The organism is Brevundimonas sp., assembly GCF_032107865.1.
GTDB lineage: Bacteria > Pseudomonadota > Alphaproteobacteria > Caulobacterales > Caulobacteraceae > Brevundimonas.
The window spans coordinates 1-25,217 of record NZ_DAMCNG010000020.1 but is presented as its reverse complement, the minus strand read 5'-3'; the positions used below and the strand labels follow the sequence as shown (position 1 = coordinate 25,217).

The following is a 25,217-nucleotide window of genomic DNA, read 5'->3' as shown; positions in this document are numbered from 1 at the left end:
GTTGAAGTCGGTGCGCAGTCCCTCATACTGAGGCGCGAACGGGTCGTTGAGGCGGAAGGCCAACTGACCGTGCGACAGCTTATCCAGCCCCTTGGCCACGCCCTCGACCACGCGGGCCTGCTGGCGGGCGGACTCGGCGTCACGCTCGGCCTGGGCCTGGCGTTCGGCTTCGGCGGCGAGGCGCGCGGCCTCGGCCTCGGCTTCCAGGCGCACCTTTTCCTCGGCGTTCTGCTTGAAGGTCAGGACGGCGTCAGCCATCCGGCCGATCTCGTCGCGACGGCCGATCGCCGGAATGGCGACATTCAGATCGCCGCCGGCCAGGCGGGTCATGGCGCGCGTCATGGCCTCGACCGGACGGCTCAGCGCCCCGATCAGCCACAGAGCCGCGCCCAAGGCGATGCCCAGAGCCAGAACCCCGCCAACCGCAAAGGCGATATAGGCTTCAGTGAAGGCGAACGCCTTGACCTTGGCGCGAGCCTGGGCCTGGACGGCCTCCTTTTCGCGGATCGCGTCGATCGAAGTCCGGATATCCGACAGACGTGCGGCCGAGGCCACTTGAGCCAGGGCCGCGCCCTGCGTCGCCGGGTCGCGCGCCAGGGCCATGACGCCCGAGGCGCTCTTCTCGAATTCAGCGGTGGCGGCGATCAGCACCGTCTGCTCGGCGGCGTAGGCGCCGTCGACGTCGGATGCAGCCAGGTCGGCCATGCGCGACTTCACATCCGCGCCGCTCTGATCGAAGGCTTCGATGAAACCGGGGTCACGGCTGGCGACATAGCCGCGCATGGCGTTCTGCTGCTCGACAGCAGCGGCCATCAGACGGTCCGACGCCTTCATCACCTCGCGCGAGGCCGTGTCCGCCGCATCGGCCCTCTGCAGAGAGGCCACGCACCACAGGACGACCAGGGTCGCCGCCCCGCACGCCCCGATCACCGCCATAAAGGACAGGATCAGCTTCTTGGGGACCGACAGGTTCTTCAACATGACTCAAGGCTCGGGGAGGGAGGTTCAGCCTCGCTCCTAGCCCGCGCTTGTTCGACAAAGTGTTAGCGCCCGCCTGCGGGCATCTACTTAATCGCGATCACAGCGCCTTCAGCACGACAGACAGGGCCGTCAGCAGCAGATAGACCGCGAAGGCTCGGCGCAGCATCTTCCGATCCAGCCGATGCGCCAGCCGCGCGCCATAAGGGGCCGTCAACGCCGTCAGCAGGCCCATGATCACCGCCGCCGGCACATTGACGTAGCCCAGAGACAGCGGCGGCCGCCCCGGCGCGTCCCAGCCGAACACGGCGAAGCCCAGCGCCGCCGCCGACCCGATGGCCAGGCCGAAGCCCGAGGCCGTCGCCACCGCCTGATGGATCGGCCGCCCGCACAGGGTCATCATCATGCCGCCGAAACTGCCGCCGCCGACGCCCATCATGGCCGACAGCAGGCCGATACCCGTGCCCACGCCGCGTCGCCCCCAGTCCGTCGGCAAGTCTTTTCGCAGGGTGAACCGCTCGGGCAGCAGCCCCATCTGCGCCGCGATCAGCAGCAGGCAGACGCCATAGACGATCGCCAGCCCCTCCATGGAGGTGAAACCCGCGACCGCCGCCCCGACCAGCCCCCCGAACGCCACCCAGGGCGTCCAGGTCTTCAAGACCGTTTCGTCCACCGCCCCATGCGCCCGGTGCGTCGCCAGCGATCGCAGCGAGGTGGCGACGATGGTCAGCAGCGAGGTGCCGATGGCGACGTGCAGATTGCCGTCGCCCCCCACGCCCAGCACCGAAAAGGCGTAGAACAGCGCCGGCACCAGCACCGTTCCGCCGCCGACGCCGAATAGGCCGCCGATCACGCCCGCGACCGCCCCCGCCCCGACCAGGGCGGCGACCATCAGGACAAGTTCGGACAGGGGCAGGGTCATGACCAATGGCTTAGCCGTCCGCCGTCACGCCGTCAGCCCCTTCGTGGGGGTGAGCGCTCTACGCCGCCTTGCGCGCCTCGGCCTCGCGCACGGCTTCGACCGCGCGATCGACGACCTCCAGCCCCGCGCCGGACTTCACGCCCTCGACGGTCAGGATGCGGCGGAAGGCGCGCGCGCCTGCCCGGCCGTGCATCAGGCCCAGCATGTGCCGGGTCATGCTCGCCAGATTGGCGCCCTCGTCCAGCCGCGCGGCCATATAGGGGCGATAGCGCTCCAGCGCCTCGAACACGTCCACGTCCGGCGTCGCCTCGCCAAAGATGCGGCGGTCCACCTGCCCCATCAGGGCGGGCTCATGATAGGCGGCGCGGCCCAGCATGACGCCGTCCAGCTGCACCCCGTCGTCGGCCTTCAGATGCGCCTCGGCCTGATCCAGATCGCCGATGCCGCCGTTGATGCAGATGGTCAGATGCGGCCGCTCGCGCTTCAGGCGCCGCACCAGCGCATAGTCCAGCGGCGGCACGTCGCGGTTCTCCTTGGGCGACAGGCCCTTCAGCCACGCCTTGCGCGCATGGACGACGAAGCTGGAGATCCCCACCGCCGCCGAGGCGTCGACCGTGGCGAACAGGCTGATCTCCGGATCCTGATCGTCCACGCCGATGCGGCATTTGACGGTAGCCGGGACGCTGACCGCCGCCTTGATCGCCGCCATGCAGTCGGCCACCAGTTCCGGCTCGCGCATCAGGCAGGCGCCGAACCGGCCCGACTGCACCCGGTCCGAGGGGCAGCCGACGTTCAGATTGATCTCATCATAGCCATAGGCCTCGCCGATCTTCGCCGCCTCGGCCAGTTGCGCCGGGTCCGACCCGCCCAGTTGCAACGCCACCGGATGCTCGACCGCGTCAAAACCCAGCAGGCGGTCGCGATCGCCGTGGATCACCGCCGGGGCCGTGACCATCTCCGTATAGAGCAAGGCGCGCGTGCTCAGCGCGCGATGGAACGCCCGACAATTGCGGTCGGTCCAATCCATCATGGGCGCCACGGACAGTCTATGAGCTTGATTTATAGACATTTTTTCAGTAAGATCAAAAAGTTGGAAGGCGGCGCAAGCGCTCAAATTTACGACGTGTTGCGACGTTTTTTCCGAGTTTTCGACACCTCAGTGCACACAGAGCGCACACGAAATGGCGACCTACTCGAAACTCCCGTCAGGAACGTGGCGGGTCCAGGTAAGACGGAAGGGTCGCTATATAAGCGAGACCTTCCTTAAACGCGATGATGCACGGCGCTGGGCCACCGAAGCCGAAGGTCGGATTGATCGCGGCGAGACGCCTACCCCCTCTCGGTCAGCGCGGCTTCGCACGTTCGGCGAGCTTATTGACCTCCACGTTGAGGACATGAAGTCCGTCGGGAAGGCGCCCAGGCGATCGAAAGCGGCGACGCTCAAGATGCTGAAGGCGCGCCTGGGCGGGAAAAAGATCGCCCAACTGGATCGGCAGCTGTTCATCGACTTCGGCCGGGAGCGCGCCTCCGAAGGCGCCGGCCCCATGACGTTGAGCATCGATATCGGCGCGATCAAGCTCGTCCTCTCCCATGCCGCGGCGGTTCACGGCCTGACGGTCTCGATCGAGGCCATCGATATGGCCCGCCTCGCTCTCAAGCGCCTTAGCCTGATTGGCAAGGGCGTCGAGCGAGATCGCCGGCCCAGCGACGAAGAACTGGAACGCTTGATCAGCCACTTCGACGAGAAGCCCCGTCAAACCGTACCCATGGGGGCCGTCATTCGGTTCGCGATCGCAACGGCGATGCGCCAGGAAGAGATTTTCAAAGTCGTCTGGAATGACTACGCAGCCCGGACCAAGATGCTGACCATTCGCGACCGGAAAGACCCTCGCGAGAAGACGGGCAACGACCAGCGCATCCCCCTTCTATCGGTCTCAGGTTTCGATCCCGTCGCGCTGATCGAAGGACAGCGCTCTCCCCGCTCGAATGCGGACCAGCGCATCTTCCCCTTCAATCACCGATCAGCCGGTACGGCGTTTACAAGGGCCTGCAAAACTCTCGGAATAGCGGACCTGCATTTTCACGACCTTCGCCACGAGGGGACCAGCCGTCTGTTCGAAGCAGGCTTTCAGATTCAGCAGGTCGCGCTTGTTACCGGTCACAAGGATTGGAAGATGCTCCGCCGCTACACCCACCTACGCCCCGAAACCCTCCATCTGATTGCCGCGGGTTTAGCAGCGTAGACTCCAGCTTTACGAAGCGGGGGTTCAGCTTGCTTTGCCGTACAAATCATCATGTGGTTGGCGGGAGTTAGATACGTCCGACTCTGACGCATGATTCACAGAGAAACGGCGCGTCTGAGAGAGGCCGTCAAAGTCGTCTGGCGCCTATCAATGATGGTTGGCGTCCCGGCTACAGTGCACTATCGAAGCTTGGCGATCGGGCTGGAGTAAGGAAATACTATAATGTCAGGTCGGACCGATGAACTCGCGACGTCAGCGTTCTCGCCCGAACGCGGGCCAGCCATCCACGCCCAACCCTCCGCCGCCATCCTAGAAGGGCTATCGAAGTCCGAACTCGTGGCCCACATCCTGGACCTGCAGGAAACAGCCAGAATGAAGGAGGCCTTTTCGCATATCGGAGAGGCTGGTGGAGCCGACGCCACCCTGCTGTGGAACGGACGGTCGAGATTTCTGGCCGAGAAGATCATTCCGGTAACGCTCAAGCCCGTTCCAGACCAGTGCGTACTGCCCGACAAGCAGGGAAACCGCATTATCGAGGGCGATAATCTCGCCGTGATGACGTCGCTTCTGTCCGAATTTCGTGGCGGCCCCACGAGGGGATTCGACGTCATCTATTTTGATCCGCCGTATAACACCGGCGAGGATGTGTTCTCCTACAACGACAGCTACGCCTTCTCCAAAGCGGAGGTGAAGGCACTGCGTCGAACGAACGGCCGCGCTACATCGTTGGTGAGCCTCGACGACCCGACCCGTCACACCAAATGGATCAACCACATCGCTCCTCGTTTATGGGCGGCGAAAAAGCTCCTCAAATCAACCGGAGTGCTGATCATCTCGATCGATGAACACGAGCTCCCCCGCCTCTGGATGCTCATGGAGGAGATTTTTGGGGAAAAGAACCGGATCGCCACCTTGGTTTGGGATCGGGCTCGCAAGAACGACGCATCCTACATTTCGGAGGGCCACGAGTACATGCTGGTCTGGGCGCGCAGCAAGTCGGACCTAGACGCCAAGAAATCCCGCATGGGCAAACAGCCGGGCTGGAATCAAACGGCGGGACGCTGGCGCAAGCGCAAAGACGGCGTCGATGAAATCCTGACGGCCTATGCGGAAGCGAAGGCGCTTCATGGAGAGGACGTCGCCGCGATACAAGCTGCGCTCGACACCTTCTTCCTAGATCTGCCAGCTGACCACCCGTCTCGATCCATCCGCTATAAGAAGGTGGATTCAAAAGGCGTCCTGAACGACGACGGCAATCCGAACTGGCCCGGCGGCAATGGACCTAGATACGATGTGATCCATCCTGTGACGGGAAAACCCTGCAAGATCCCGAAGTCTGGCTGGCGTCACCAGCAACCCGAGATGCTGCGTTTGATCGCCGAAGGCCGAGTCGCCTTCAAAAAGGATCACAACGGTATTCCCCGGCTGATCACCTACCTTCATGAGATGGAAAACGAAGTCCAGACCAGTGTCATCAAACGGTCTGGCCAGCGCGCAGTCGAAATGCTCGAGGCTGTTCTCGGAAAGGAAACGTTTAAGAATCCGAAGGACCCGGAAGTACTGTCGGAGCTTTTCAATCTGGTGACTTGGAACGACAAAAAGGCTCTCATCCTTGACCCCTACGCTGGCTCCGGAACAACGGGCCAGGCCGTGCTCTCAATGAATGCCGCAGATGGCGGAGAACGTGCCTTCGTCTTGATCGAAAGCGGCGATCCGTCCGGATCGCCGGCAGCACGGGCGAACTATGTCGGCCGGACGACAGCGGAGCGAGTTCGCCGGTTTATCTCGGGCAATTGGGCCGACGGAAAGGCGCATCCGGCCCTCCATGCAGGCTTCCATTATCTGCGCGCCAGCGAACAGATCACCAAGGCCGGCATAATGGCCGCGACGCGCGAAACCCTCGCTGACATAATTCTCCAGATCGTTGAGGAAGAATCTAACCGGATCGATTGCCGCGTCGAAGGTCATACCTTCCTAATCGGCCGAACACGGCTGGGCTATGGCATCGCCTTGGTCTGGCAACCCGCCAACAGAGGAACTACGGATCAAATGCTGACATGGGAGGTGCTGGAGACCATTCTCGACGAAGTCGCAGCGGCCGGGTTGAGCAAGCCAGTGCACATCTATGCATCTGGGAATACAGCTCCCCTCAGCGACGACCTTTACCGTTTCCACCAAATTCCCAACTCAATCCTAGCGCGCTTGGGCATCCTCGACGGCGACGATGAGGTCATGGTTTGACCCTGATCCGTCGAGGCGACCTCAAGCCGTTCCAGGAGCAAGCAGCGAGCGCGCTTGCGGAGATGATCCAAGCCTATCCAAGCGACCGGTTCCGACCGCGGTTCGATCCGGACACCGGTGAATGCCTACCCTTCCTGTGCCGGTTGAGGGCGATCACCGGTGCGGGCAAGACACCGATCCTCGCCTTGAACGCGCAACATCTGAAGACTGGAATCATTCTGTGGACTACGAACCGCGGTGCCGTGATTTCACAGACCAGCGCCAATCTCAGAACCGGCGGCAAATATTCGGAACTTCTCCCCCCGGGTGCTCAGGTCTTCCAGCTTGGCGAGATGACGCCTTCCGATTGGGAACAAACGCTAGAGGCCTCAAGCGGCCTGACCATCATCTTATCGACTGTCGCAGCCTTCAACCAAGACAATGACAATTTACGGATTCACAAGAAAATCGGTGCGCACACGCGTTGGGAATCGCTAGGCGGGGAAGGTCCGCTTGGCCGCCGCCGTTCGCTTTACGTCTTTTATGACGAAGGTCACGGGGTAACCGAGCGCCAATTCCGCAAATTGCGAGAGTTAAAGCCTAAAGCCTTTGTCCTAGCGTCCGCCAGCCCCTTGCCCGAAGATCTGGCCGACCTGCTCGCCGGCAAGACCCAAGAGCAACGACAGGTAGCACTCGCGGAACGCACCGTCGCAGTCTCCACCCGCGAAGTGGTCCTCGCAGGCCTGCTTAAGAACCGGCTATATTTCGTGGATTGCGACACGGCCAAGGTCGACGCCATCAAGGCGGCCAACGACAAACTCACCGACCTGACGAAGGTGTTTCCACCCGGCCGGAAAATTCCAATTGGCTGTTTCATCGTCAATCAGACAACACGCGGCGTCGACATCTGGGAGGAGCTGATAAAGCTCGGCGTCTCACCCTCCAAGATCGCGGTTCACCTGAACGGCGCTCGCGACGTCATCCAGGATCGCCACGGTGCCTTGATGGGAATGATCGACACCTATTCGGGGCGCAAACCCGAGGAGCGTTCCCCCGAAGCTTTGGCCGAGGCCGGCTTCACCCACATCATCTGGAATCTCACCCTGAGGGAGGGGTGGGACGAACCTATGGCCTATGTCGCCTATATCGATGATCGAGGCCGGTCTGCGAGCGATATGGTGCAGAAAATCGGCCGGTTCGTTAGGCAGGCGGACGCGAAGCTATTCGACGACCCCGATCTGAACGCCGCCTACTTCTATTTCAATGTGCCTGATGAGGCGTTCACCCGTCTGATCGCCGACATCCAGAAGGAAATGGAAACGGACGGCTATGAGATCGTCCCGATGGCCGAAGGGCGATCTCCGCCGACGAGTCAGACCACGCCCGTCTTGTCGGATCAGCCGCTTCCCGCGATCGCCCCCTGGTTCGGCGACAAGATCCAAATACTGGACGACGTCCTCCTGCAGAATGTTCCGCTTTTCGCGGATAAGGCGCTCAAGGCAGAGGGTCGGATGCAGACGCGCGTCTTCGAGATGCGCGAGCTCGAGGAAGATGTCGCTGAACGCCGCGAAGTGAAGAGCGCGGAGAACGAGGCGGTCACACCTTGGGAGTATCTGTCGGCGCGCCTCGCCGCCATGGACTCCCGGATCATGAATGAAAGTGGGTCGATCTTCAGCGCTCAGCTGAAGATGCACGAGCGAATGGTCCAGCCGATGCAGTACGGCTCCGAGGCGATGGCGATGCTTCATGGCGCTCTCCCCACGATAAGACGGGGGCTCAATGACAACTTCCATCTGCGCGGGCTCGGCCGCCATGGCATCCAGCCCCTCGCGCCGTTCAAGCTGGTCTCGCCGAATGTTGAAGCCGCTAACACCACTCTTCGTGAGAAGTACAAGGTCCGTCGATTCAACAACTCCGTCCACGCAGAATACAACGGATTCAACGCCTTCGAGCTTCAGGTCGCGCAAGCCCTTGACGCGCTCGGCAAGCCTTGGGCGCGCAACCCAGTTGGGAAAGATGGTTTCCGAATTCCGATCCAGGAAATCGGTGCCGAGACCGCTTGGTTTTACCCGGACTTCCTACTCTGGATTTCGGAAAGCGAACTCGTCGCGGTTGAACCCAAGGGACGCCATTTGCTCGAAGGTGCCGTCGGTCACAAGCTGCTCGATTTGAGTTCCGTCAAAAACTTGGCGCCGTCCGTCGAGGTCGTCTTCGTGCTCCAGGGAAACTATTCGGTCGGTCCCAATGGCGACTTCACCAAAGGTGGGAGCACCGATGGGTTTACACTCATCCGTCGCTTGGGATCGAAGATCAAAGCCGTCGGCATGCCATCCGCGACAGCGGCGGTTGAAACCCTCGTCTCTTGATCTTCCCCAAGGCCTTACCGTCATTAGGATAACTTGCGCAGACCGGCGGGTTCGTCTACCTCCGCAGGAAGCGGGAGACGTGGCCGAGTGGCTGAAGGCAACGGTTTGCTAAATCGTCGTACCGGGTAACCGGTACCGAGGGTTCGAATCCCTCCGTCTCCGCCACTCCTGCAGAAAAGGTTGCAAAACCAATCAGTCAGCTTGGGTTTGCGACTTGTGTTACAGCGACATCGTTGATGCGCATTCCCGTTCTCAACGCTGGCACAATACGCAAGGAACGCCCTTTCGAATTCCGCTGAAGGGCCGACTACCAACAACTCTTCGATTCGCTCGGCCCGCACGACGCTTAGCTCGCGTGAAAGGTCGCAGTTAGATATGTCCGTGAGGGCGGCAGGAGGCCGATGCGTGACTTGTGAGCCATGGGCACTTCCCTCAATCACAGGTCCAGCAAACCACAAACCCTCTCTTGAGGGTGCGTCAGCCAAGGAACCCTTTGAGGCTCCAAAACGTGAATCCTGCGTAGCTGAGTAGAAGCTAACGGGGCTTCATCGCCGTACCTCTAATAAACGCGCCGGCCCTACGTCTAAAGCCTCCGCGATAGCCACTATTGTCTCCAGGCTCGGGTTCTCTTCGCCTCTTTCAATGCCTGCCAGATAGCGCAAAGACAGATCCGCCTCGCCCGCGAGCGTTTGCTGCGACCACGCCTTGTCTGCGCGATAGCGCCGCACATTCTGACCCAAGCAAATCTTCCAATTCATCACTAAAATGGAGCATTTGAACAGTCACCAATAAAGGATCCATGTCGCTAGCAATATATTGCTAATTTTCTCGCCTGAAATCGTCATAGCTTGGATGAAGTAAAGCCCACGCGGGGATTTCGAGCGCCGAAGAAATCGCGACAATGGTAGCCAGCGATGGGTTCTCTTCACCTCGCTCTATCCCAGCAAGGTAGCGTAGAGAAAGCGCCGACTCTCCAGCCAAATCTTGCTGACTCCACTTCCGAACTGATCGGAAGTGGAGGACGTTGCGACCAAGAGCACCTCTCTCATCCATGAGAAATGTGTCACCGTTTGTGGCTGCTCATGGAAGGTGATAACCTGCTAGCAATATATTGCCCTCGAACCAGGAGGCGTCGATTTGTCATCATCAGGCGCGTCACAAGAAGTCACTCAACGCTGTCTGGGTGATCTCTACCGAGCTCACGCTGACTGGCTCTCAGTCCGTCTCCGCCACCTCGGCGTCACGGGTGTCGACGACGTCGTCCAGGAAACCTACCTCCGCATCGCCCCCTACCAGGCGCGCGGCGAGGTTCGACACCCCAAGTCCCTCCTCCTCCGGATCGCCACCAACCTCGTGGCCGAAGAGGGCCGACGCACTCAAAGACAACGTCGCCACGCCGCCACCGCGCCCCTCTGGACCGACGCCCCATCCCAGACCGAAGCCGTCCTTCTGAAGCAGTTGGTCCTGAAGCTTCCGCAACCCGAGCGAGATATTTTCATGCTCAGCCGCTTCGGAAGTTTGACAAACGAGCAGATCGCATCACGACTAGAGGTGTCGGTGAAGACCGTGGAGCGCCGCATTTCGCGGGCTCTGAAACAGGTCGATGCTCAACTCCGACGCTAGTCCAGGGGCTTCAATGCCGGCTGAGGTAAAGACACGAACGGTCGCCGACGACCAGGCGGCCATTTGGATTGCGCGGCTGGGCACGCGCACCATTTCGCTGGATACCATCCAGGAATTCGCCAGATGGCGCGAGGACCCTGCGAACGCTGAAGCCTATCGCCGTGCGGAGCAGTTGTGGTCGCGCACTAGCGAACTGGCCGACGATCCCGACATCCAGGCCGCGCTCGCGCAGGCTCAAAGTCGACGCCCCCGACGCTTCGGAGCCAAACAGATCGGCGGGATCGGCCTAACCGCGGCTCTGGCCGCCACGCTCGCGGCAGGCGTCTTCTTCTGGCAAGGCCGCGACACCTACGCCACCGGCGTTGGCGAGCAGCGGGTCTTGCAACTCGCTGACGGCTCACGCGTCCGCCTGGACACCGCCTCCAGGATGCGGGTCCGCTTTACCGAGGGAGAACGCCGCATCGAGCTTGCCGAGGGCCAGGCCCTGTTCGAGGTGGCGCACAATCCCGCCCGTCCTTTCGTGGTCATGACCACAGACGCGTCCGTGACGGCGGTCGGGACCGTCTTCGAAGTGCGCCGCGTGAGGTCAGAGACGCGGGTCGTTCTCGTGTCCGGCGCCGTCGATGTGGTGCAGGCCACCACAAAGGGCGCACCTCAAAGGCTGCTGCCGAACCAACAGACGGCGATCAAATCGGGCCAAGCCATGGTTTCCGCCGTGAACGCCGACACTGCGACGAGTTGGACCACCGGAGAACTGACCTTTGTGGACACGCCGTTGGCCGAGGCCGTCGCCGAGGTGAACCGCTACCTGGCCGCCCCCATTGTCCTGGACGCGCCCGCCGCCGCGAACACGCCGATCAACGGGGTCTTCCGCAGCGGAGACCGCACGGCCTTTGTTTCGGCCGCGGCGCACCTGTTCAATCTGAAGGCGATCCGAGAGGCTGACGGCAAGGTTCGATTGGTCAGCTCAAGGAATAATGCGCAGGGGTGAGGGTCAGCCCCCACCTAAACCGTCTCTTCCCCGACGCGCTGTTGCGTCGTGGGGGAAGACATCATGACCGCCTACCGTTCCAGCCTGTTCACGGGCGTCGCCATACTGGCCATATCCGGCGCCGCCCAGGCCCAGTCCCCGACGCCGGCTCAAATCAGCTTCTCCATTCCGGCCGGTTCTCTGGCAGCGGCGCTCAACGCCTATGCCAGTCAGGCCGGCCGCCAGCTGATGTTCACCTCCGACCAGGTCGCGGGCCGCCGGACCCCCGGCCTCAACGGACGAATGACCGCCGACGCCGCGCTCAGCCAGCTTCTCGTCGGCTCCGGTCTCGTCGCTGTTCCGTCGTCCAACGGCGCCTGGGTTCTTCAGCGCGGGTCCAGGGATGAACTCGCGGAGGCCGCGGTCGTCGACGACGTCGTCGTCACCGGCACCCTGCTGCGCGGCCCCGGCGACACCCCCTCCCCGGTCACGGTGATCCGGCGGGATGATCTCGACCGAACCGGCCGCGCCACCATCGCGGAAGCCCTCGCCGCCCTGCCCCAGAACTACGCCGGCAGCGGCACGCCGACGGCGGCTCTGGTGGGATCGGACCCGATGCAGAGCAATTCGGGCCTGGCGACCGGCGTGAACCTGCGCGGTCTCGGTCCGGACTCCACCCTGGTGCTGGTCAACGGCCGCCGCATGGCCGGCGCGGGCGGCCGGGGTGACTTTGCGGACGTCTCGGCCGTTCCTACCGCCGCCGTCGAACGCGTGGACGTCCTGCTCGACGGCGCCTCCGCCCTCTATGGCGCCGACGCCGTCGGCGGCGTGGTCAACATCATCCTTCGGCGGGACTTCGACGGTCAGGAAAGCCGCCTGCGTGTCGGCGCGTCGAAAGGCGGCGGCGAGTCCGTCATCGCCGCCCATACCATTGGCCGGACATGGTCTACCGGCCAGGCGCTTCTGTCCTACGAGTTCGAGCGCCAGAACGCCCTGAGCACCATGGATCGCCCCTACACAGCGACAGGTGACCTCAGACCCTTCGGTGGCACAGACCACCGGACCTATTACGGCGTCCCCGGCAATATCGTCCGCTTCGACAACGCTAGCAGCAGCTATGTGGTCACCCATGCTATCCGCCCGGGAGCCGGCGGCGTCGCAGTTTCAGCGGCGGATTTCGCAGCAGGCCAACAGAACTACGACAACACCAGGGTGGGGGCCGCTCTCGTTCCGGAGTTCGATCGGCACGCGGCCTATCTGTACGCCCGACAGACGGTCGGCGCGCACCTGGAGTTTACGGGTGATCTCCGCTTCAGCCAGCGCGAGTTCGAGACCGAGAGCATTACCCCGACCGCCATCGCTACTGTCACGACGGCAAACCCCCACTTCGTGTCTCCGACCGGCGCGACATCGCACAGCATCGCCTATTCCTTTGGTGAAGACCTGGGGACCTTGCGACGCTCCGGCCAGGCTAGAAGTCTCGGCGCCACCCTCGGTGCACGGGTCTTCCTACCCGCCGACTGGGAGGCCGAAGCCTTCCTGACCTATGGCTCCGAGCGGACCGTCGACGGGAGTCGCGGCATGATTCACTCCTCCAACCTTCAGGAAGCCCTGGGGAATACCGCGGACAACCCGGCGACCGCCTTCTCCGCGCCGCGCGACGGCTATCTCAACCTCTTTGGCTCCGGCGCGGCCAACTCTCGTACGGTCCTGGATTTCATCTCCAGCGGCTGGAACCGCTACACTGACGAAAGCGAAGTCGCCTCCGCCAACCTCATCGCCCAGGGCACGGCGTTCAAGCTGCCCGCTGGCGACGTGAAGGTCGCGGTCGGCGCCCAGTTCCGAACGGAGGCGCTGAAGAACAGCGGCGTCACCTTCACCTCCGGCCTCACCCCGCTCTCCACTCGATCCCCCGACAAGGAACGCAAGGTCACAGCCACCTTCATAGAGGTGCGCGCGCCGCTCATCGGTCCCGACCAGGCCATCCCCGGCGTGCAAAAACTCGAACTCTCCCTCGCAGGCCGCCTGGAGGACTATGACGACATAGGCTCCACCGCCAATCCCAAGATCGGTCTGACGTGGACCCCGGTCGATGACCTCAAGGTCCGCGCCAACTGGGGGACGTCCTTTCGCGCGCCGGCCATGACCGAACTGGCGCAGCGCCGCTACATTTCCGCGACCTTCGTCGCCGATACGGTCGGCCAGCAGGTCGCCCTGTTTGAAGGCGGCGGCAATCCGGACCTCAAGCCCGAAACGGCGGACACCTTCACCCTCGGCTTCGACTACCGCCCCAGGGACAGGTCATGGCGGTTTGGCGCCACCTGGTTCGACATAGCCTTCTCTGATCGGATCGGGCGCCCCGCGCTCGACAACCTCACCCAGGTCCTGCTGGATCCCAGTCTTGCGCCCTTCGTCCATCGGGTCGATCGGAACTCCGCCGCCGACCGGGCGGCCGTGGACGCCCTGATCAACAGCCCTGACTTCCTTCTGCCGGGGGTCCTCCCGGCCGACGCCTTCGGCGTCATCGTCGATGGGCGCTGGCTGAACACGGCGGCGGTAGAGGTGCGCGGCCTCGACGGCTACGCCGCCTACGATCTGGATGTGGCCGGCGGCGAGCTCACCCTGGAAGCCGCGGCCTCCTACATGATCGACTACAAGCGTCGCATCACCACGGCCGCGCCGACCGTCGACCTTGTCGACACCTACGGCTTTCCGGTCGATCTGCGCGGCACCGTCTCCGGTCGCTGGGTGCGAGACGATGTTTCACTCCGGGTAGCAGTGAACCATGTCGGCGGCTATCGCGACCTCCTGGAGTCCCGGATCGGCTCCTGGACGACGACGGACATGCAGGTCGGATGGACGCCATCTGGTTCATGGGGCGAAGGGCTCAGCCTGACAGCCTCGGTGCGGAATGTCTTCGATGCGGACCCGCCCTTCTATGACGCCATAACCGGCATAGGCTTCGACGCCGGGCAGGCCGATCCCCTGGGTCGGACCTTCGCGCTGCAACTGACCAAGCGCTGGTAGGTCCGTCATGCTTCGCATTGTGCTCGCCACCGCGAGCGCGGTCCTGATCTGCGGATCGGGACCGGCTCTCGCCACGCCCTTCACCCTTGAAGACATGCTGCGTATCGAACAGTTCGGGCAGGTGTCGCTGTCGCCTCATGAGACGACCGTCGCTTTCGAGCGGATCGGTCCAACCCTCGACGCCGGCCCCTATGAATATGACGCCCTGGACCTGGTGCTGCGCTCCCAAATTCTGGTCGCGCCATCCGACGGCCACACCGCGCCGCGCCCGCTCCTGCCTGAGATCGAGGGCAAGGGCCATGTCATCGGCGCCTGGTCGCCCGACGACCGCAGGCTGTTTATCTACCGCCTCAGGGACCGGACCTTCACGGCCGGGATCGCCGATACCGTCACCGGCGAGGTCCAATGGCTTTCCGGAACGCCGGAGAGCGCCATGTGGGGCCGAGCGGCCCAATGGCGCAACAACGACGACCTGATCATGATCCAGCGCGCCGACAGCGATCTCCCCCCGATGCTAAGGCAGGGTTTCCACGTCCAGGATCGGATGAACCAGCTATGGCGGTCTACCCGCGAGGGGCTGGAGCCCGGCCGCACCCTGATCGGCGGCGGCGCATTTCTGGGCCTGAACCCCAAACCGGCGGACTCCCGCCTGGTGTTGGTGTCCGCCAATAACGGACACCAACGGACCCTGGCGTCAGGCCGTTTCCACGATCTGGAAATCGCGCCTGGCGGAGACTTCGCCGCCGCCGTGAGGTTCGCAGGCGACCGTCCGTTCGATCCTGGAATCCCCTTCCTTCAGGGTGACTTCTCGGAGAGGCGGGAACTCACCCTCGCCGATCTTGAAAGCGGCGAGACCTGGGAACCCCTGCCAGGACAGGACATATCACCCCTGCTCCTGGCCTGGTCGCCCTCCGGCGATCGCCTTCTGGTCTGGGCGAGGCAGGACGGCGAGCCCTGGTCGGACGGCAGATTGATGCAGATCGATCCGAAACGGAAAACCGCCACCCCGACGACGCTCGGCGGCTTCAAACCGGCGCGGGTCGAGACGGGATTACGTACCGAGGTCGTCAGCGCAGACTGGCTTGGCGAAACTCCGATCCTCTACGCTCAGAACGGCGAACGGCGCGATTGGGTCGCCTTTTCCGATGCTGGCCCGCAGGTGCTCACCGCCGATCTGACCTCGCCTTCCGTCTCCCTTGTCGCGGTTTCCGGACACTGCCTTGTGGTGCAATCCGGCCTCGAGGCCTGGTCCGTCGATCAAAAGGGAAACGCAGAACACCTGGGAAGGGCGGTCCGCACCCGGCCGAGCGTCACATCGGCCCTGGTCAGCCAGGGGCAGCGTTTCTCCTTCAACAGCCCGCCACGACGGGACTGGACGCTGACGGGTGATGGCGATGAGATATGGCGCGTCGATACGGCCTCAGGCGCCACGATCGGCGCCAGGATGAAGATGTCTCCTCGGATCCTAGCGGCGGGAGAACGGCGCGCCGTCATCGCGACCCGGGATGACCACAACCACGATGCGCTCGCCCTCGACGGCGAACCGCCGATGATCCGATTGAACGACCGGCTCTCCGAAGTCGCCTTCGCCCGCGCAGAGGCGGTGACCCACCAAGCTCCGGACGGCAGCCCTCTCGTGAGTTGGCTCTATCGCCCGCTCAAGACGGGCGATCACAAGCCCGCCCTGATCGTCATTCCCTATCCCGGCAGCCCCGCCTATGCGCCGGCCTGGGCGGACGATAACGTAATCACCAACGCTCAACTGATGACGGCCGCCGGCTATGCGGTGCTGATCCCCAGCCTCCCGAGGCCAGACCGGCGCGGCGAACCCGCCATCGGCATGGCGGACGACATCTTGGGGGCGGTTGACGCGGCGGCCGCCCTCGGTGCTTTCGACCCGGACCGGATCGTACTGTGGGGGCACAGTTTCGGCGCCTTTGCAGCCGTCGCCGCTGCGACCCAATCCGACCGCTTCTCCGCCGTCATCGCTGCGAACGGCCCCTATAATCTGCTCAGCGCCTGGGGGCAGTTTTCTCTAAAGCCATCCCTTGCCCCGGAGGACGGACTGCCGGTTCGATCTCGAGCAGGCTGGGTCGAGACCGGCCAGGGAGGACTTGGGTCGCCGCCTTTCGCGGATACGGATCGCTATGTTCGCAATAGCCCTGTCCTCGCCGCAGACCGCATCACGGCACCTGTGCTGCTGTTCACGGCCGATCGGGACTATGTGCCGCCGGGTCAGGCCGAGGAACTATTTTCGGCTCTCTACCGGCAGCAGAAGGATGTGGTCCTCGTCACCTATAGGGGCGAAGGCCACGTCCTCTCCAGCCCGGCGAACATTCGCGACTTCTATGAAACCGTGTGGGCATGGTTGGACGAGGTTCTGAAGCGGGAGGCTCCACCCGCAGGCTCGTCGAAATGACGGGACCATTGAGAGTTCTGTCTACGACCTGACCGAGGCCGCCCGGACTCTTGCCCCCTTCGCTTGAGCCTGGGCGGTTAGCGGCCAACCTCATCAACCACCCGCTTTTCTCCCCTTCCGCATAACCAGCTGCCGAACCTGAACACGACAGCAGCCCGAGCCCCGTGACGCCTATGACGACGAGGTAGGTATTTTTGGCGCCCTACTGGTCTGGTCTTGCTGTTCCCTACCTGGGTCGCCAGCCTGCCGCTTAAGTAGCGTGACGTTAAGCATCGCATTTGGCGTAATGATCGTAAGCATACCTAGTCAGGTAGGTCATGACGGCACCCCACCCGGCCAACCCGAGAACCTTGTTCGTCAGGCTGCGCATCCATAGGTTGGTCGGGAAGGAGTTCCCCATGACCACGCCCCCGTCACCCACCGTCGTGCCGTTCCCCTCTCTCACCCCTGCCAAGCCCGTCGCTTCACAGGACAAGATTTGGGGCAAGGCTGTCATTGCCAATGGCTACGCTGGCATTCCGTCGATCCTTATCCAGGCGCAATCACGCCTCGGCCTGACCCCAATGCAGTTCAACATCCTGGTCCAACTGCTGGACTACTACCGCGACCCGAGCCGGGCGCCCTTTCCCTCTAGGGCGGAGCTGGGTCGACGCATCGGCGTGAAGCCCAAGACGATCCAAACCAACATGCGTCAGCTGGAACAGGCTGGTCTCGTTCGTCGAGAGATGCGCAAAACTGCGGCCGGCGACTGGGGCTCGAACCTCTATCACCTGGACGGACTGATCGATCGAGTCCGCAAGCTGGAGCCGGAGTTTAGCCAGGCGCGTAAAGAACGGGAAACAGCCCGGCTCCGCGTCACCACCCCGGTGGGGCGTCGGCAGCCGTAGAAACTTGAGGCTGAAATTGATTTACCCCGGGGGCATGCTTTGCAGCAGAGGCGATCCCAGGGTGTACGCGAGTAGAGATAATCCATGACCCAACCCGTTGCAAGGGCGACCGTAGATGCGGTGGAGGCGGCGCTCTCCCTCGAACGCTTCGCCCGTTATGTCGCGTGGGCGGAGGGTGACCGCGAACACGCGGTAGCCCTCTACACCCTGAACACCCGGGTTTCCGAAGCTCTCTATGTGCCCCTTCAGGCCCTGGAGGTGGCGCTGCGCAACCGCATCCACACCGTCATGGTCCAGACCCACGGCTCGGGCTGGTTCCAGCCCGAAGCGGGTCATGTCACCGACCGCCAGGCTGAACAGGTGCGCACGGCAATCGCGGAACTGACCGATGGAGGCAAGCCGATCGAAGATGGCCGAGTTGTCGCCGCCCTGACCTTCAGCTTCTGGACCTCCATGTTCGGGCGTGAGCAGGACGATCTATGGAAGCGGAGCCTCCACCGGATCGCGACACGCGATGGGCGTTTTCTGGCGCGCAAGGACTTCACCACCCGGCTGACGCAGGTTCGGCTGCTCAGGAACCGGATCGCCCACCACGAACCCATACTCTACTGGAACCTGCCGAAGCTGCATCGGGCCATGCTCGAGATAACGCGTTGGCTGTCACCTGCGATGGACGACTGGCGCGACACGATCGACCGCTTCCCCGACGTGCATCCATCGGAACGCCTCATCCTGCCCCGCCCGGGAAAGGATGAGGCATGACCGACAAGACATTACCCTGCGTGCAGTCGCGGCCGCGATTTAATTAGCCGGCCTTCGGCTTACGGCCCGACTTGCCCTTGGGAGCCGGCTTGGCCGCCTGACGTCCACCGGCGCCGAGCCCCATCGCCTTGGCGAGGTCGGAACGCGCCTTGGCGTAGTCAGGATGAACCATCGGGAAATCGGCGGGAAGGCCAAATGCCTCGCGATAGGATTGCGGCGTGTGGCCGTGAATCGAGAGGTGGCGCTTCATCGATTTGAACGGCTTCTGCGTGATCAGGCTGATGATGCCGCCAGGCGTGATGAGCTTGCGGGCTTGCGCAGCCGTCAGCCGTTGAACTGGTTCGACCTCTTCCACGGGCTCCGAACCCGTCGAACCCAGGGCGGCATGGATTGAGGTGATCAGGGCGGGAAGCGATGCGGCGTCGATCTTGTTGTTGGTCACAAAGGCCGCGACGATGTCAGCGGTCATGTCGAGAAGATCCCGGTCGGGCGTCATGGCGTCGTCCAAGTTAGCGCTCCACATAAAAGGTCACGCTTTGGATATCCTGTTACGCCGCCGTCTGACAGGCCCACAGGCCAATACTTGAGGCCTGGAACCAGGGCGTTCAATCTGGTCTCAGCGCAGCCAGGCCTTGGTCCAGCTCTCGACCAGAGCCAGCATCATCAGTTCCAGGTAGCCGCCCCGCCAGATCAGGTGCTCGACCTGGAGCGCGGCCTCGACCTGATCGCGATCAATCAGACCCTGACAGGCAAGATGTCCCTCGAGGAGATGCGGACGCAGGCGGTCGATGTTCGCGGCGACGACACGGCCGTAATAGCCGCCGAGTTCGGCCTTGGACCGGCGATGGACCAGGGCCTGCGGCAGTCGGTCAGCGAAAGCTTCACGGGCCAGAAGACGATCATGCCCACCCTTAGTCAGCGCATATGACGGGGTGGCCAGAACCGCTTCCATGACGGGCTGGCTGAGCGCCGGATGCAGCAGTTCCGCTCTCTCGCTTCGCCGTGAGGGGCTATGCAGGCCGAGGTTGCTCGCGAAGCCGACAATCTGCTGTCGTTTGCCCGGGCCGACGCCGTCCATGTCGACAAGCCAGGGATGAGGCGGCATTTCGGCGCCGCGGATGTCCGGGTGCAGGAGGGCGTTTGCGGACGGCGAATACTCACGTGGCCGTCGTGCCGAGGCGAGCGCCGCTCGCATATTACGCCATGCTGACCGCCGCATCCGCCGAGCGAGCACAGGCGCGGTTCGGCCGAACAAGGCGGCCCAACCTCGATCGCGCAACTCGTCGGCGAGAATGCCGGAGGTGGCCGTCTGCAGAAAGGCGACATCCCCGCCCTTGCCGGTAAGCACGCCCTCCACGCCATGCGCCTCGCATAGGTCCGCCTGCAGCGCGTCATAGGCCGCGTCCAGGCGATTGAGACTGGGCCGGAACGAGCGGGGGTGTTCAAGCGCCAGCCCTTTGGCCAGGTCGCGGGCGGATCGGGATAGGATTGTCAGTGGCACGCCCAGGGCCTCGGCCACCGCCGTGGCGTAGGCGCGCTCATCAGATTCCGGAAAGGGCCCATGGGTGTTGAGCCAGAGGACCTTTTCGTCGAACGCGCTGGCTCGAAGACTGGCGGCCATGATGGCAGAATCCAGCCCTCCGGAGACCTCGACCAGTAGGGAAGAGCGTTGACGGGTCAGGCCCGCGACCGCCGCGTCGACCGTCTCGCGAAGGTCGTCTGTCGTCATCGACGTCGATCGCCGAGCCGCTTGCAGTGGCGACCATACCGTCCGGTTTCGACCATCCGGCAGATGAAGTGCGCCGGGATAGACCGTCTTCCAGCCCTGAAGGAGATCGGCGGTCGACAGGGTGATCGAGTCCCGCAAGACATTGGCGACCGCACCCCATGAAAGACCGGAGTGCTCATGGCCGTCGACCAGCCAGTCAGGCGTATCGCTCGCGATCAACCACGCCGATCTGCGTCGCGAGACGACGCAGTCTATCGCCCCGGACGGGTCCCGAAAAACGCCGGACAGACGACCGTGGGGCGTCAGGAACACGGCCACGTATCGGCCCCAGACCTTCCGCGTCAGGTCCACACAGGCGTCGTCGATGTTGTCTACGCGACTGTCCACCGGCGCCGCTCCACCGACGGTCTCACCAATCAGGACGACTTCGCCGATGGCCAGCGACTGGCGTGTAACCGAGGCCCTTTCCGCGGCGATCCAGAAGGATGGTCCTACCTCGGTGATGGTCCAGCCCCGCTGCCGAGCGGCTTCCTTCATCGACCGGCAGGCCCCGGTATCGGCCTCCGCCCCGAGCACGGCGACAAAGCGGCTCATGCGCCGACCGCCATGATGGGCGTGTAGAGGGCGACCCGATCCACATCATCATCCAGAAGCACGTCGCCGACCTGCAGCCAGCAATGGGCGGAGAAGGGCCAGGTCCTGACCCCGAAAACCCAGGTGGCGCCGCGCCCGCGTGACGCCAGAAACGCGCGCAACAGATAGGCTCGAAAGAGGCACTGCCCCTGCCCCGGAACCCAGGGCATCCAGTGATCGAACAGGCGGGCGTCCGCCATGGCTTCGGCGGTCTGGTCATGACGCAGAGTCAGGTTCGGGGATCGCGCGATGAGTTCCTTCAAGGGGCGTCCGTGGATACGCCAGGCCTCCCGCGCCATGATCGTCGCCAAGGTCACGCCTGCCATACTGCCGGAACCAGGTCCCTCGTAGCATCTCGACGTTCGAACGGCCGGCGGCAGGGCGGGCCCGGGCGGGCAGGAAGCGGCCGTTTGGAAAAGCCCTGTCTCGAGAAGACCATCCGCGATCACCGCGTTCGAGGCCGTCCATTGGCCGTCGCCGGCGTCGATCAGATGCCGCCCCAAACCTGGGAGGCAAAAGTAGGCATCATTCTCGAGATCGAGGGCGACCAGGTCGTCTTCGATCGAGGCCACATGGATGGAGGGGGCGGGCGAAATCACGGTTGCGGAGAGGCGATGGCCGTCGGCCCAAGCCGACGGCCCCCGACCTCAGCCCTGCGGCTTGATGCGGGTGAAGTCGATTTCCAGGACACCCTCAAGTTCGCCGCCCCGGGTCAGGGTGCGAGCCTCGCCGAGGCGGATGAGGCGGATCGTTTTGGTGGGGGTCATCTCAGTCTCTCCTCTCTGGATCGCCGCAAAACGCGGCTTCATCAGGAGGCGACTCCGGGCGGATAGCAGCAAGCTATATTGCCGTATATTTCCCTTGCCCAAAGGAAGCAGGCGCCGGCTTGACGCCGACGCCTGCTGGGTCGTTCAGGCCATGCGGATATAGGTGCCGTCCAGTTCCAGGACGCCGACATGCCATTGGCCACGCGTGAGAGTACGGGCCTCGCCCAGACGAACCAGGCGAACGCAGATTGAGGTTTGCATCACAGTCTCCTTGGTCGGCCGCAGGATTGCGGCCTCTCCATGGACGGCCGCCCGCGACGCCGTGGCAAACTATATCTCGGTATATTCAGCGACCCGGCTTGGGGCGCGCGCGCCGAAGTTGTTCCTCCGCAGCCTTGAGCCAGTCGACCTCCTCGCTGCCAGCGCTCTTGTCGACCAGTTCGCGCACCAGGGCGTTCACCGCGTTGACAATCGTGCGGACATCCAGAGTAGCGAGCTTGTCACCCGACTGCTGGTTCAACTGCTGCATGCCCATCATCACAATGCTCATGAGCTTGTTAGAACTGCAGCGGAGCGCAAAATCAGGTGTCCCGATCGACAGCGACGCGAAGATGGCGTCGGGATCGGCATTCACGAAATAGCAAAAGCGGTAAATGTAATCGACATTCAGGCGGCTTCGCCCTGCCTCGAAATCTTGATAGGTGCGCAAGACGAGGTTCATTCCGGCGGCCGTCTCCGATGAGGAAAGGCCGCGCAGGCGTCGAATACCGCGGATCGTAGCCGAGAGCACCGCGCTGTCGCTTTCAAGCTCCGATTGGTCCGGTGGCGTCATTTCACAACCTCCCCGCGACAGGTGTGAGCGGCTAATGCCGTTCAATCAACAGAAGTCAGCGTTTCTGGACGCGCTAAGAGAGCCTCGCGCGAAAAAGTCGCGCGCCCGCGCGGGCTTTTCATCCGGGCGCGAACATATGTCGCATTCAGCCCCCCGTCGCTTTCAACTGAGGCAAGAAGTCTTGAATCTGATGATTCGAAGCAACGGAGTCATCGGATGGCGCGCAATCGCGATCCTTTCGCCAGCGCCTTGCGCACGCTCAGGGAGCGCGCGATCGCCGGCGCCTTCTCGCCCGGCAAGCCCATCATCATTCTCGATGAAGCCCAATCCCTCGGACTGTCCACGACACCCATTCGCGAAGCTCTGGCCTGGCTCGGGGGAGAGGGCCTGATCGAGCGCGCGCCCGCCGGCGGCTATGCCGGACTAAGTCTCGACCCTGCCGGCCTGGCCGGCCGATACAGGTTGCGGCTCCACTGTCTGGAAAAGGGGTTGGAGGGCGCCGTGCCTGGCATCAACGTCACGCCCCATGCGGACCCGACGCGGCTCTTTCGCCATATCGTCGCCGCCGCGGCAGATCCCGCTTTGGTGGCCGTCTATGATCGCGTCCAGGCGACGATTGAACGGTTCGCACGGGCGGAAGCGCGCTTGCTCGGCGACATGCCGTCAGCCCTGGAAACCGTCGCCGACCTGCTGGCCAACGGACAGGAGCCGCAAGCGGCGGAGCGGCTTCGCGACTTTCACGAGCGGCGCATCAGCGCCGCCCCCCTGTTGACCGAGGCGGAACAGGTTCAGGCGGGCGCCGGGTGAAACCGGGATCGGCCCCGAGGCTGGACCTCACCTCCCTGAGGTGGTCCCTCGCCGTGGCCAGCGCAGGCGGCTTTCGTAAGGCGGCTGACGCCCTCGGCGTCGAACAGTCCGCCCTCAGCCGGCGCGTCAGGGGGCTGGAGGACGAAATCGGCGTCTCCCTGTTTCATCGCAATCCGGGCGGCGCGACCCCCACCTTTGCAGGCGTCTCCTTCATCAGGGGCGTGGAGCACGCGCTCGACCTGCTGGGCGATACGGTCACTGAGGCCCGCGAGGCGGGCGAAGGTCGCCTGGGCCGGCTGAAGATCGGCCTGACCCCGTCCTTCCTTTCCGAAGCCCTGTTCGGACTTCTGCACCGATTTCGGGGCGCCCACCCCCACGTCCAGATCGAGATGGTGTCCGGCGAGGCGAGCGATCACCTCTCGGCCGTTGCGGATCGCAGACTGGACATCGCCGTCCTGCCCGGAGGCATGACCGTCACCGGCCTCGACGTATCCGAACTCTGGCGCGAGACGCTCCATGTCGTTCTTCCCGCAAGCCATCCGCTCGCTCTGGAACAGACGGTCGATCTGCAGTCCCTCAACGGCGACCCGTTACTGATCAGCGAAGGGGATCTCGGCGCCGATGTACTCGCCCAGACCCGCCTGCCCGCATCGGTCAGGCTCAAAACCGTGAGTGCAGGCCTCCCGATCGTGCTGGCTCAGGTTGAACTGGGTCTGGGCCTTGCGCTCATCACCGCGGGCGCCCTTGACCATGCAGGCCTGCCGGGCAGTCTGGTCCACCGACCGCTCCACGCCGGCGAAGGTTTGAGCGTCAGCTTCGCCGCAGCCTGGTATCACCAGAACGATAATCCGGCGCTGCGCCGCTTTGTGAGTTCAGCACGAGCCTTGCGTTGAACTCGAGCGAAACGGCGCCTGGCGCCGATCTAGCGGGCGACCTGCTGGCGTGTTTTTGCTGCGACGAATGATCGGTCGGTCGCCATGAACCGGTTCAGCTTGGGCCCAATCAGTTGCGCTGGAGCATAGGCTCGCTCTCTGTCGCCTGACAGGACCTCGGCATAGAGAACCAGGTCGCGGTGGATATCTGCGGGCAGTTCAATCGTCATCTTGACTGGCGTGTCGTCCTGCAGGCCGGCGAGCTTGAGCGCGGACATGGATCACTCTCCATAGGGTTGAAGATCGAGATCGTGGGTAAGGATGATCCGAAAGGCGAAACCCGGTCGGATGGTCAGCCTTGGCGGAATGGAGAGCCCGCGCTCGACCAGGCCTCGCCCCAGAGCGTCCACGCCGTCGCTCGTTCCGTCGCGGATCGCCCGCGCGAGCCGATCGGCCTCATCCACCTCCACCGCCGCGCTGCTGACAGCCAGCAGCGTCGTCAGCGCCGCCGATCTCAACCGCTCCCCCCAGCGCTGGTCCGTGCGATCCTCCAAGCCCGCATAGCCCTGGGGATCCGACGCCATCTGATCTTCGAGAAGGATCGATCGCCCGCTCGGAAGGATGATGCGGGTCCACACCACCTGCATTCGTGACTGGCCCTGGGCGACCTGAGCCGTGTGTGTGCCGATCAGCCGCGAGCCCTTGGGTACAAGCAGCGTGCGACCGGTCCGCGTATCATGGACGTCGGCCGTGATCTGACCGAGCACCGGACCGGCAAGGTCGGACCGGATACCTGTCACCAGGCTGGCTTCGATGACGGCGCCGGCGAGCAGGGTCCCGCCCGAGGTCGCGGCGGATGCGGCAGCGGCATGGCCTCCCGCAAGCAGTCCGGTCGAAACCGGCAGGCCTTCAGAGACGGGCGCGCCGCTCTGGATCAAGAGCAGCTTGGATGTGCGGGCCGCATCCGCTTCGGCGCGACGACGCTCGAGTTCAGCCTGGCGGGCGTCTGCCTCGCGCGATTGCGAGCCCGGTCCAGCAGGCGAACCGACAGGGGCCGCCTCGGCCTCTGCGGCGTTGCGCGCATTGAGAATGGGCCTGCCGAGATCACCCGGAAGCGGCGGCCCCAGTCGGGGCGCCGCGTAGTCGCCGGGGAGCGCGCG

Annotated in this window: 22 protein-coding genes and 1 tRNA gene; 12 read left to right on the top strand and 11 right to left on the bottom strand. The window is 63.7% G+C overall.

What is annotated here, in order from left to right; translation table 11 throughout:
* The 3 genes from RT567_RS03580 to dusA form a co-directional block, all read right to left on the bottom strand.
* On the bottom strand, nt 1-981 hold a 981-nt coding region (locus RT567_RS03580; RefSeq protein ID WP_313574337.1), incomplete at its 3' end, for a HAMP domain-containing protein.
* A 97-nt stretch (nt 982-1,078) separates the two neighbouring features.
* Nucleotides 1,079-1,900 (bottom strand): sulfite exporter TauE/SafE family protein, encoded by an 822-nt coding sequence (locus RT567_RS03575; protein ID WP_313574335.1) that lies wholly within the window; start codon nt 1,898-1,900, stop codon nt 1,079-1,081.
* 58 nt (nt 1,901-1,958) lie between these two features.
* On the bottom strand, nt 1,959-2,969 hold the full coding sequence (dusA, locus tag RT567_RS03570; RefSeq protein ID WP_313574333.1) for a tRNA dihydrouridine(20/20a) synthase DusA: 1,011 nt from the start codon (nt 2,967-2,969) through the stop codon (nt 1,959-1,961).
* 325 nt (nt 2,970-3,294) lie between these two features.
* Between dusA and RT567_RS03565 the strand changes: the two genes are divergently transcribed.
* From RT567_RS03565 to RT567_RS03550, 4 genes are all read left to right on the top strand, one after another.
* Entirely contained in the window at nt 3,295-4,143 is an 849-nt protein-coding gene (locus tag RT567_RS03565) for a site-specific integrase (protein ID WP_313574332.1), read from the top strand.
* A 222-nt stretch (nt 4,144-4,365) separates the two neighbouring features.
* On the top strand, nt 4,366-6,384 hold the full coding sequence (locus RT567_RS03560) for a site-specific DNA-methyltransferase (protein WP_313574331.1): 2,019 nt from the start codon (nt 4,366-4,368) through the stop codon (nt 6,382-6,384).
* Nucleotides 6,381-8,729 carry a hypothetical protein gene (locus tag RT567_RS03555; protein ID WP_313574330.1) on the top strand — a complete coding sequence of 783 codons (2,349 nt, stop codon included), beginning with the start codon at nt 6,381-6,383 and terminating at the stop codon, nt 8,727-8,729. The genes RT567_RS03560 and RT567_RS03555 overlap by 4 nt, the downstream gene beginning before the upstream one ends.
* Nucleotides 8,730-8,802: 73 nt before the next feature.
* Nucleotides 8,803-8,894: transfer RNA gene (locus RT567_RS03550), tRNA-Ser, on the top strand.
* Nucleotides 8,895-9,274: 380 nt separating this feature from the next.
* Here the strand turns inward: RT567_RS03550 and RT567_RS03545 are convergent.
* On the bottom strand, nt 9,275-9,487 hold the full coding sequence (locus tag RT567_RS03545) for a helix-turn-helix transcriptional regulator (RefSeq protein ID WP_313574328.1): 213 nt from the start codon (nt 9,485-9,487) through the stop codon (nt 9,275-9,277).
* 61 nt (nt 9,488-9,548) lie between these two features.
* Complete coding sequence (locus tag RT567_RS17225; RefSeq protein ID WP_409516137.1) at nt 9,549-9,782, bottom strand: helix-turn-helix domain-containing protein; 234 nt, start codon at nt 9,780-9,782, stop codon at nt 9,549-9,551.
* Between the two features lie 84 nt (nt 9,783-9,866).
* Here RT567_RS17225 and RT567_RS17220 point away from each other — a divergent pair, with 84 nt between their 5' ends.
* From RT567_RS17220 to RT567_RS03515, 6 genes are all read left to right on the top strand, one after another.
* Nucleotides 9,867-10,352: an RNA polymerase sigma factor gene (locus tag RT567_RS17220; RefSeq protein ID WP_409516136.1), complete on the top strand. Its 486-nt coding sequence runs from the start codon at nt 9,867-9,869 to the stop codon at nt 10,350-10,352.
* Nucleotides 10,333-11,343: a FecR domain-containing protein gene (locus RT567_RS03535; protein ID WP_313574326.1), complete on the top strand. Its 1,011-nt coding sequence runs from the start codon at nt 10,333-10,335 to the stop codon at nt 11,341-11,343. Before RT567_RS17220 ends, RT567_RS03535 begins: the two co-directional genes overlap by 20 nt.
* A gap of 63 nt (nt 11,344-11,406) precedes the next feature.
* Complete coding sequence (locus tag RT567_RS03530; RefSeq protein WP_313574324.1) at nt 11,407-14,349, top strand: TonB-dependent receptor; 2,943 nt, start codon at nt 11,407-11,409, stop codon at nt 14,347-14,349.
* Between the two features lie 7 nt (nt 14,350-14,356).
* Nucleotides 14,357-16,768: an alpha/beta fold hydrolase gene (locus RT567_RS03525; RefSeq protein WP_313574322.1), complete on the top strand. Its 2,412-nt coding sequence runs from the start codon at nt 14,357-14,359 to the stop codon at nt 16,766-16,768.
* A gap of 398 nt (nt 16,769-17,166) precedes the next feature.
* The gene (locus RT567_RS03520; RefSeq protein WP_313522135.1) at nt 17,167-17,655 is read left to right on the top strand and encodes a helix-turn-helix domain-containing protein; all 489 of its coding nucleotides are present in this window, start codon (nt 17,167-17,169) and stop codon (nt 17,653-17,655) included.
* 84 nt (nt 17,656-17,739) lie between these two features.
* Nucleotides 17,740-18,417, top strand: a complete 678-nt coding sequence (locus tag RT567_RS03515; RefSeq protein ID WP_313574321.1) for a hypothetical protein — start codon at nt 17,740-17,742, stop codon at nt 18,415-18,417.
* 43 nt (nt 18,418-18,460) lie between these two features.
* Here the strand turns inward: RT567_RS03515 and RT567_RS03510 are convergent, their stop codons facing one another.
* The 4 genes from RT567_RS03510 to RT567_RS03495 all read right to left on the bottom strand — a co-directional run bounded on the left by RT567_RS03510 (nt 18,461) and on the right by RT567_RS03495 (nt 22,378).
* Nucleotides 18,461-18,925, bottom strand: coding sequence for a MucR family transcriptional regulator (locus RT567_RS03510; protein WP_313522137.1), 465 nt, complete (start codon nt 18,923-18,925; stop codon nt 18,461-18,463).
* A 108-nt stretch (nt 18,926-19,033) separates the two neighbouring features.
* On the bottom strand, nt 19,034-20,740 hold the full coding sequence (locus RT567_RS03505) for an asparagine synthase C-terminal domain-containing protein (RefSeq protein WP_313574319.1): 1,707 nt from the start codon (nt 20,738-20,740) through the stop codon (nt 19,034-19,036).
* Nucleotides 20,737-21,105, bottom strand: coding sequence for a lasso peptide biosynthesis B2 protein (locus RT567_RS03500; protein ID WP_313574339.1), 369 nt, complete (start codon nt 21,103-21,105; stop codon nt 20,737-20,739). Before RT567_RS03500 ends, RT567_RS03505 begins: the two co-directional genes overlap by 4 nt.
* A 787-nt stretch (nt 21,106-21,892) precedes the next feature.
* On the bottom strand, nt 21,893-22,378 hold the full coding sequence (locus tag RT567_RS03495) for a helix-turn-helix transcriptional regulator (RefSeq protein ID WP_313574317.1): 486 nt from the start codon (nt 22,376-22,378) through the stop codon (nt 21,893-21,895).
* Nucleotides 22,379-22,594: 216 nt separating this feature from the next.
* Between RT567_RS03495 and RT567_RS03490 the strand changes: the two genes are divergently transcribed.
* Together RT567_RS03490 and RT567_RS03485 are read left to right on the top strand one after the other, a co-directional pair.
* Nucleotides 22,595-23,185, top strand: coding sequence for a hypothetical protein (locus RT567_RS03490; RefSeq protein WP_313521939.1), 591 nt, complete (start codon nt 22,595-22,597; stop codon nt 23,183-23,185).
* Nucleotides 23,182-24,078 carry a LysR family transcriptional regulator gene (locus RT567_RS03485; protein WP_303719185.1) on the top strand — a complete coding sequence of 299 codons (897 nt, stop codon included), beginning with the start codon at nt 23,182-23,184 and terminating at the stop codon, nt 24,076-24,078. The genes RT567_RS03490 and RT567_RS03485 overlap by 4 nt, the downstream gene beginning before the upstream one ends.
* A 29-nt stretch (nt 24,079-24,107) precedes the next feature.
* Here RT567_RS03485 and RT567_RS03480 read toward each other — a convergent pair whose 3' ends face one another.
* Both RT567_RS03480 and RT567_RS03475 read right to left on the bottom strand, forming a co-directional pair.
* A complete protein-coding gene (locus RT567_RS03480; RefSeq protein ID WP_313574314.1) occupies nt 24,108-24,335 on the bottom strand; it encodes a DUF2274 domain-containing protein in 228 nt (75 codons plus the stop codon).
* Nucleotides 24,336-24,338: 3 nt separating this feature from the next.
* On the bottom strand, nt 24,339-25,217 hold an 879-nt coding region (locus RT567_RS03475), incomplete at its 5' end, for a TrbI/VirB10 family protein (protein WP_313574313.1).

Excerpts from the sequence above, each read along its gene's own strand:
- RT567_RS03500 (WP_313574339.1), bottom strand. The coding sequence starts at position 21,105 with ATGGCAGGCGTGACCTTGGCGACGATCATGGCGCGGGAGGCCTGGCGT.
- RT567_RS03535 (WP_313574326.1), top strand. The coding sequence starts at position 10,333 with ATGCTCAACTCCGACGCTAGTCCAGGGGCTTCAATGCCGGCTGAGGTA.
- RT567_RS17225 (WP_409516137.1), bottom strand. The coding sequence starts at position 9,782 with ATGGATGAGAGAGGTGCTCTTGGTCGCAACGTCCTCCACTTCCGATCA.
- RT567_RS03560 (WP_313574331.1), top strand. The coding sequence starts at position 4,366 with ATGTCAGGTCGGACCGATGAACTCGCGACGTCAGCGTTCTCGCCCGAA.
- RT567_RS03480 (WP_313574314.1), bottom strand. The coding sequence starts at position 24,335 with ATGTCCGCGCTCAAGCTCGCCGGCCTGCAGGACGACACGCCAGTCAAG.
- RT567_RS03545 (WP_313574328.1), bottom strand. The coding sequence starts at position 9,487 with ATGAATTGGAAGATTTGCTTGGGTCAGAATGTGCGGCGCTATCGCGCA.
- RT567_RS03575 (WP_313574335.1), bottom strand. The coding sequence starts at position 1,900 with ATGACCCTGCCCCTGTCCGAACTTGTCCTGATGGTCGCCGCCCTGGTC.
- RT567_RS03520 (WP_313522135.1), top strand. The coding sequence starts at position 17,167 with ATGACCACGCCCCCGTCACCCACCGTCGTGCCGTTCCCCTCTCTCACC.
- RT567_RS03530 (WP_313574324.1), top strand. The coding sequence starts at position 11,407 with ATGACCGCCTACCGTTCCAGCCTGTTCACGGGCGTCGCCATACTGGCC.
- RT567_RS03505 (WP_313574319.1), bottom strand. The coding sequence starts at position 20,740 with ATGAGCCGCTTTGTCGCCGTGCTCGGGGCGGAGGCCGATACCGGGGCC.
- RT567_RS03525 (WP_313574322.1), top strand. The coding sequence starts at position 14,357 with ATGCTTCGCATTGTGCTCGCCACCGCGAGCGCGGTCCTGATCTGCGGA.
- RT567_RS03495 (WP_313574317.1), bottom strand. The coding sequence starts at position 22,378 with ATGACGCCACCGGACCAATCGGAGCTTGAAAGCGACAGCGCGGTGCTC.
- RT567_RS03515 (WP_313574321.1), top strand. The coding sequence starts at position 17,740 with ATGACCCAACCCGTTGCAAGGGCGACCGTAGATGCGGTGGAGGCGGCG.
- RT567_RS03565 (WP_313574332.1), top strand. The coding sequence starts at position 3,295 with ATGAAGTCCGTCGGGAAGGCGCCCAGGCGATCGAAAGCGGCGACGCTC.
- RT567_RS03490 (WP_313521939.1), top strand. The coding sequence starts at position 22,595 with ATGGCGCGCAATCGCGATCCTTTCGCCAGCGCCTTGCGCACGCTCAGG.
- dusA (WP_313574333.1), bottom strand. The coding sequence starts at position 2,969 with ATGTCTATAAATCAAGCTCATAGACTGTCCGTGGCGCCCATGATGGAT.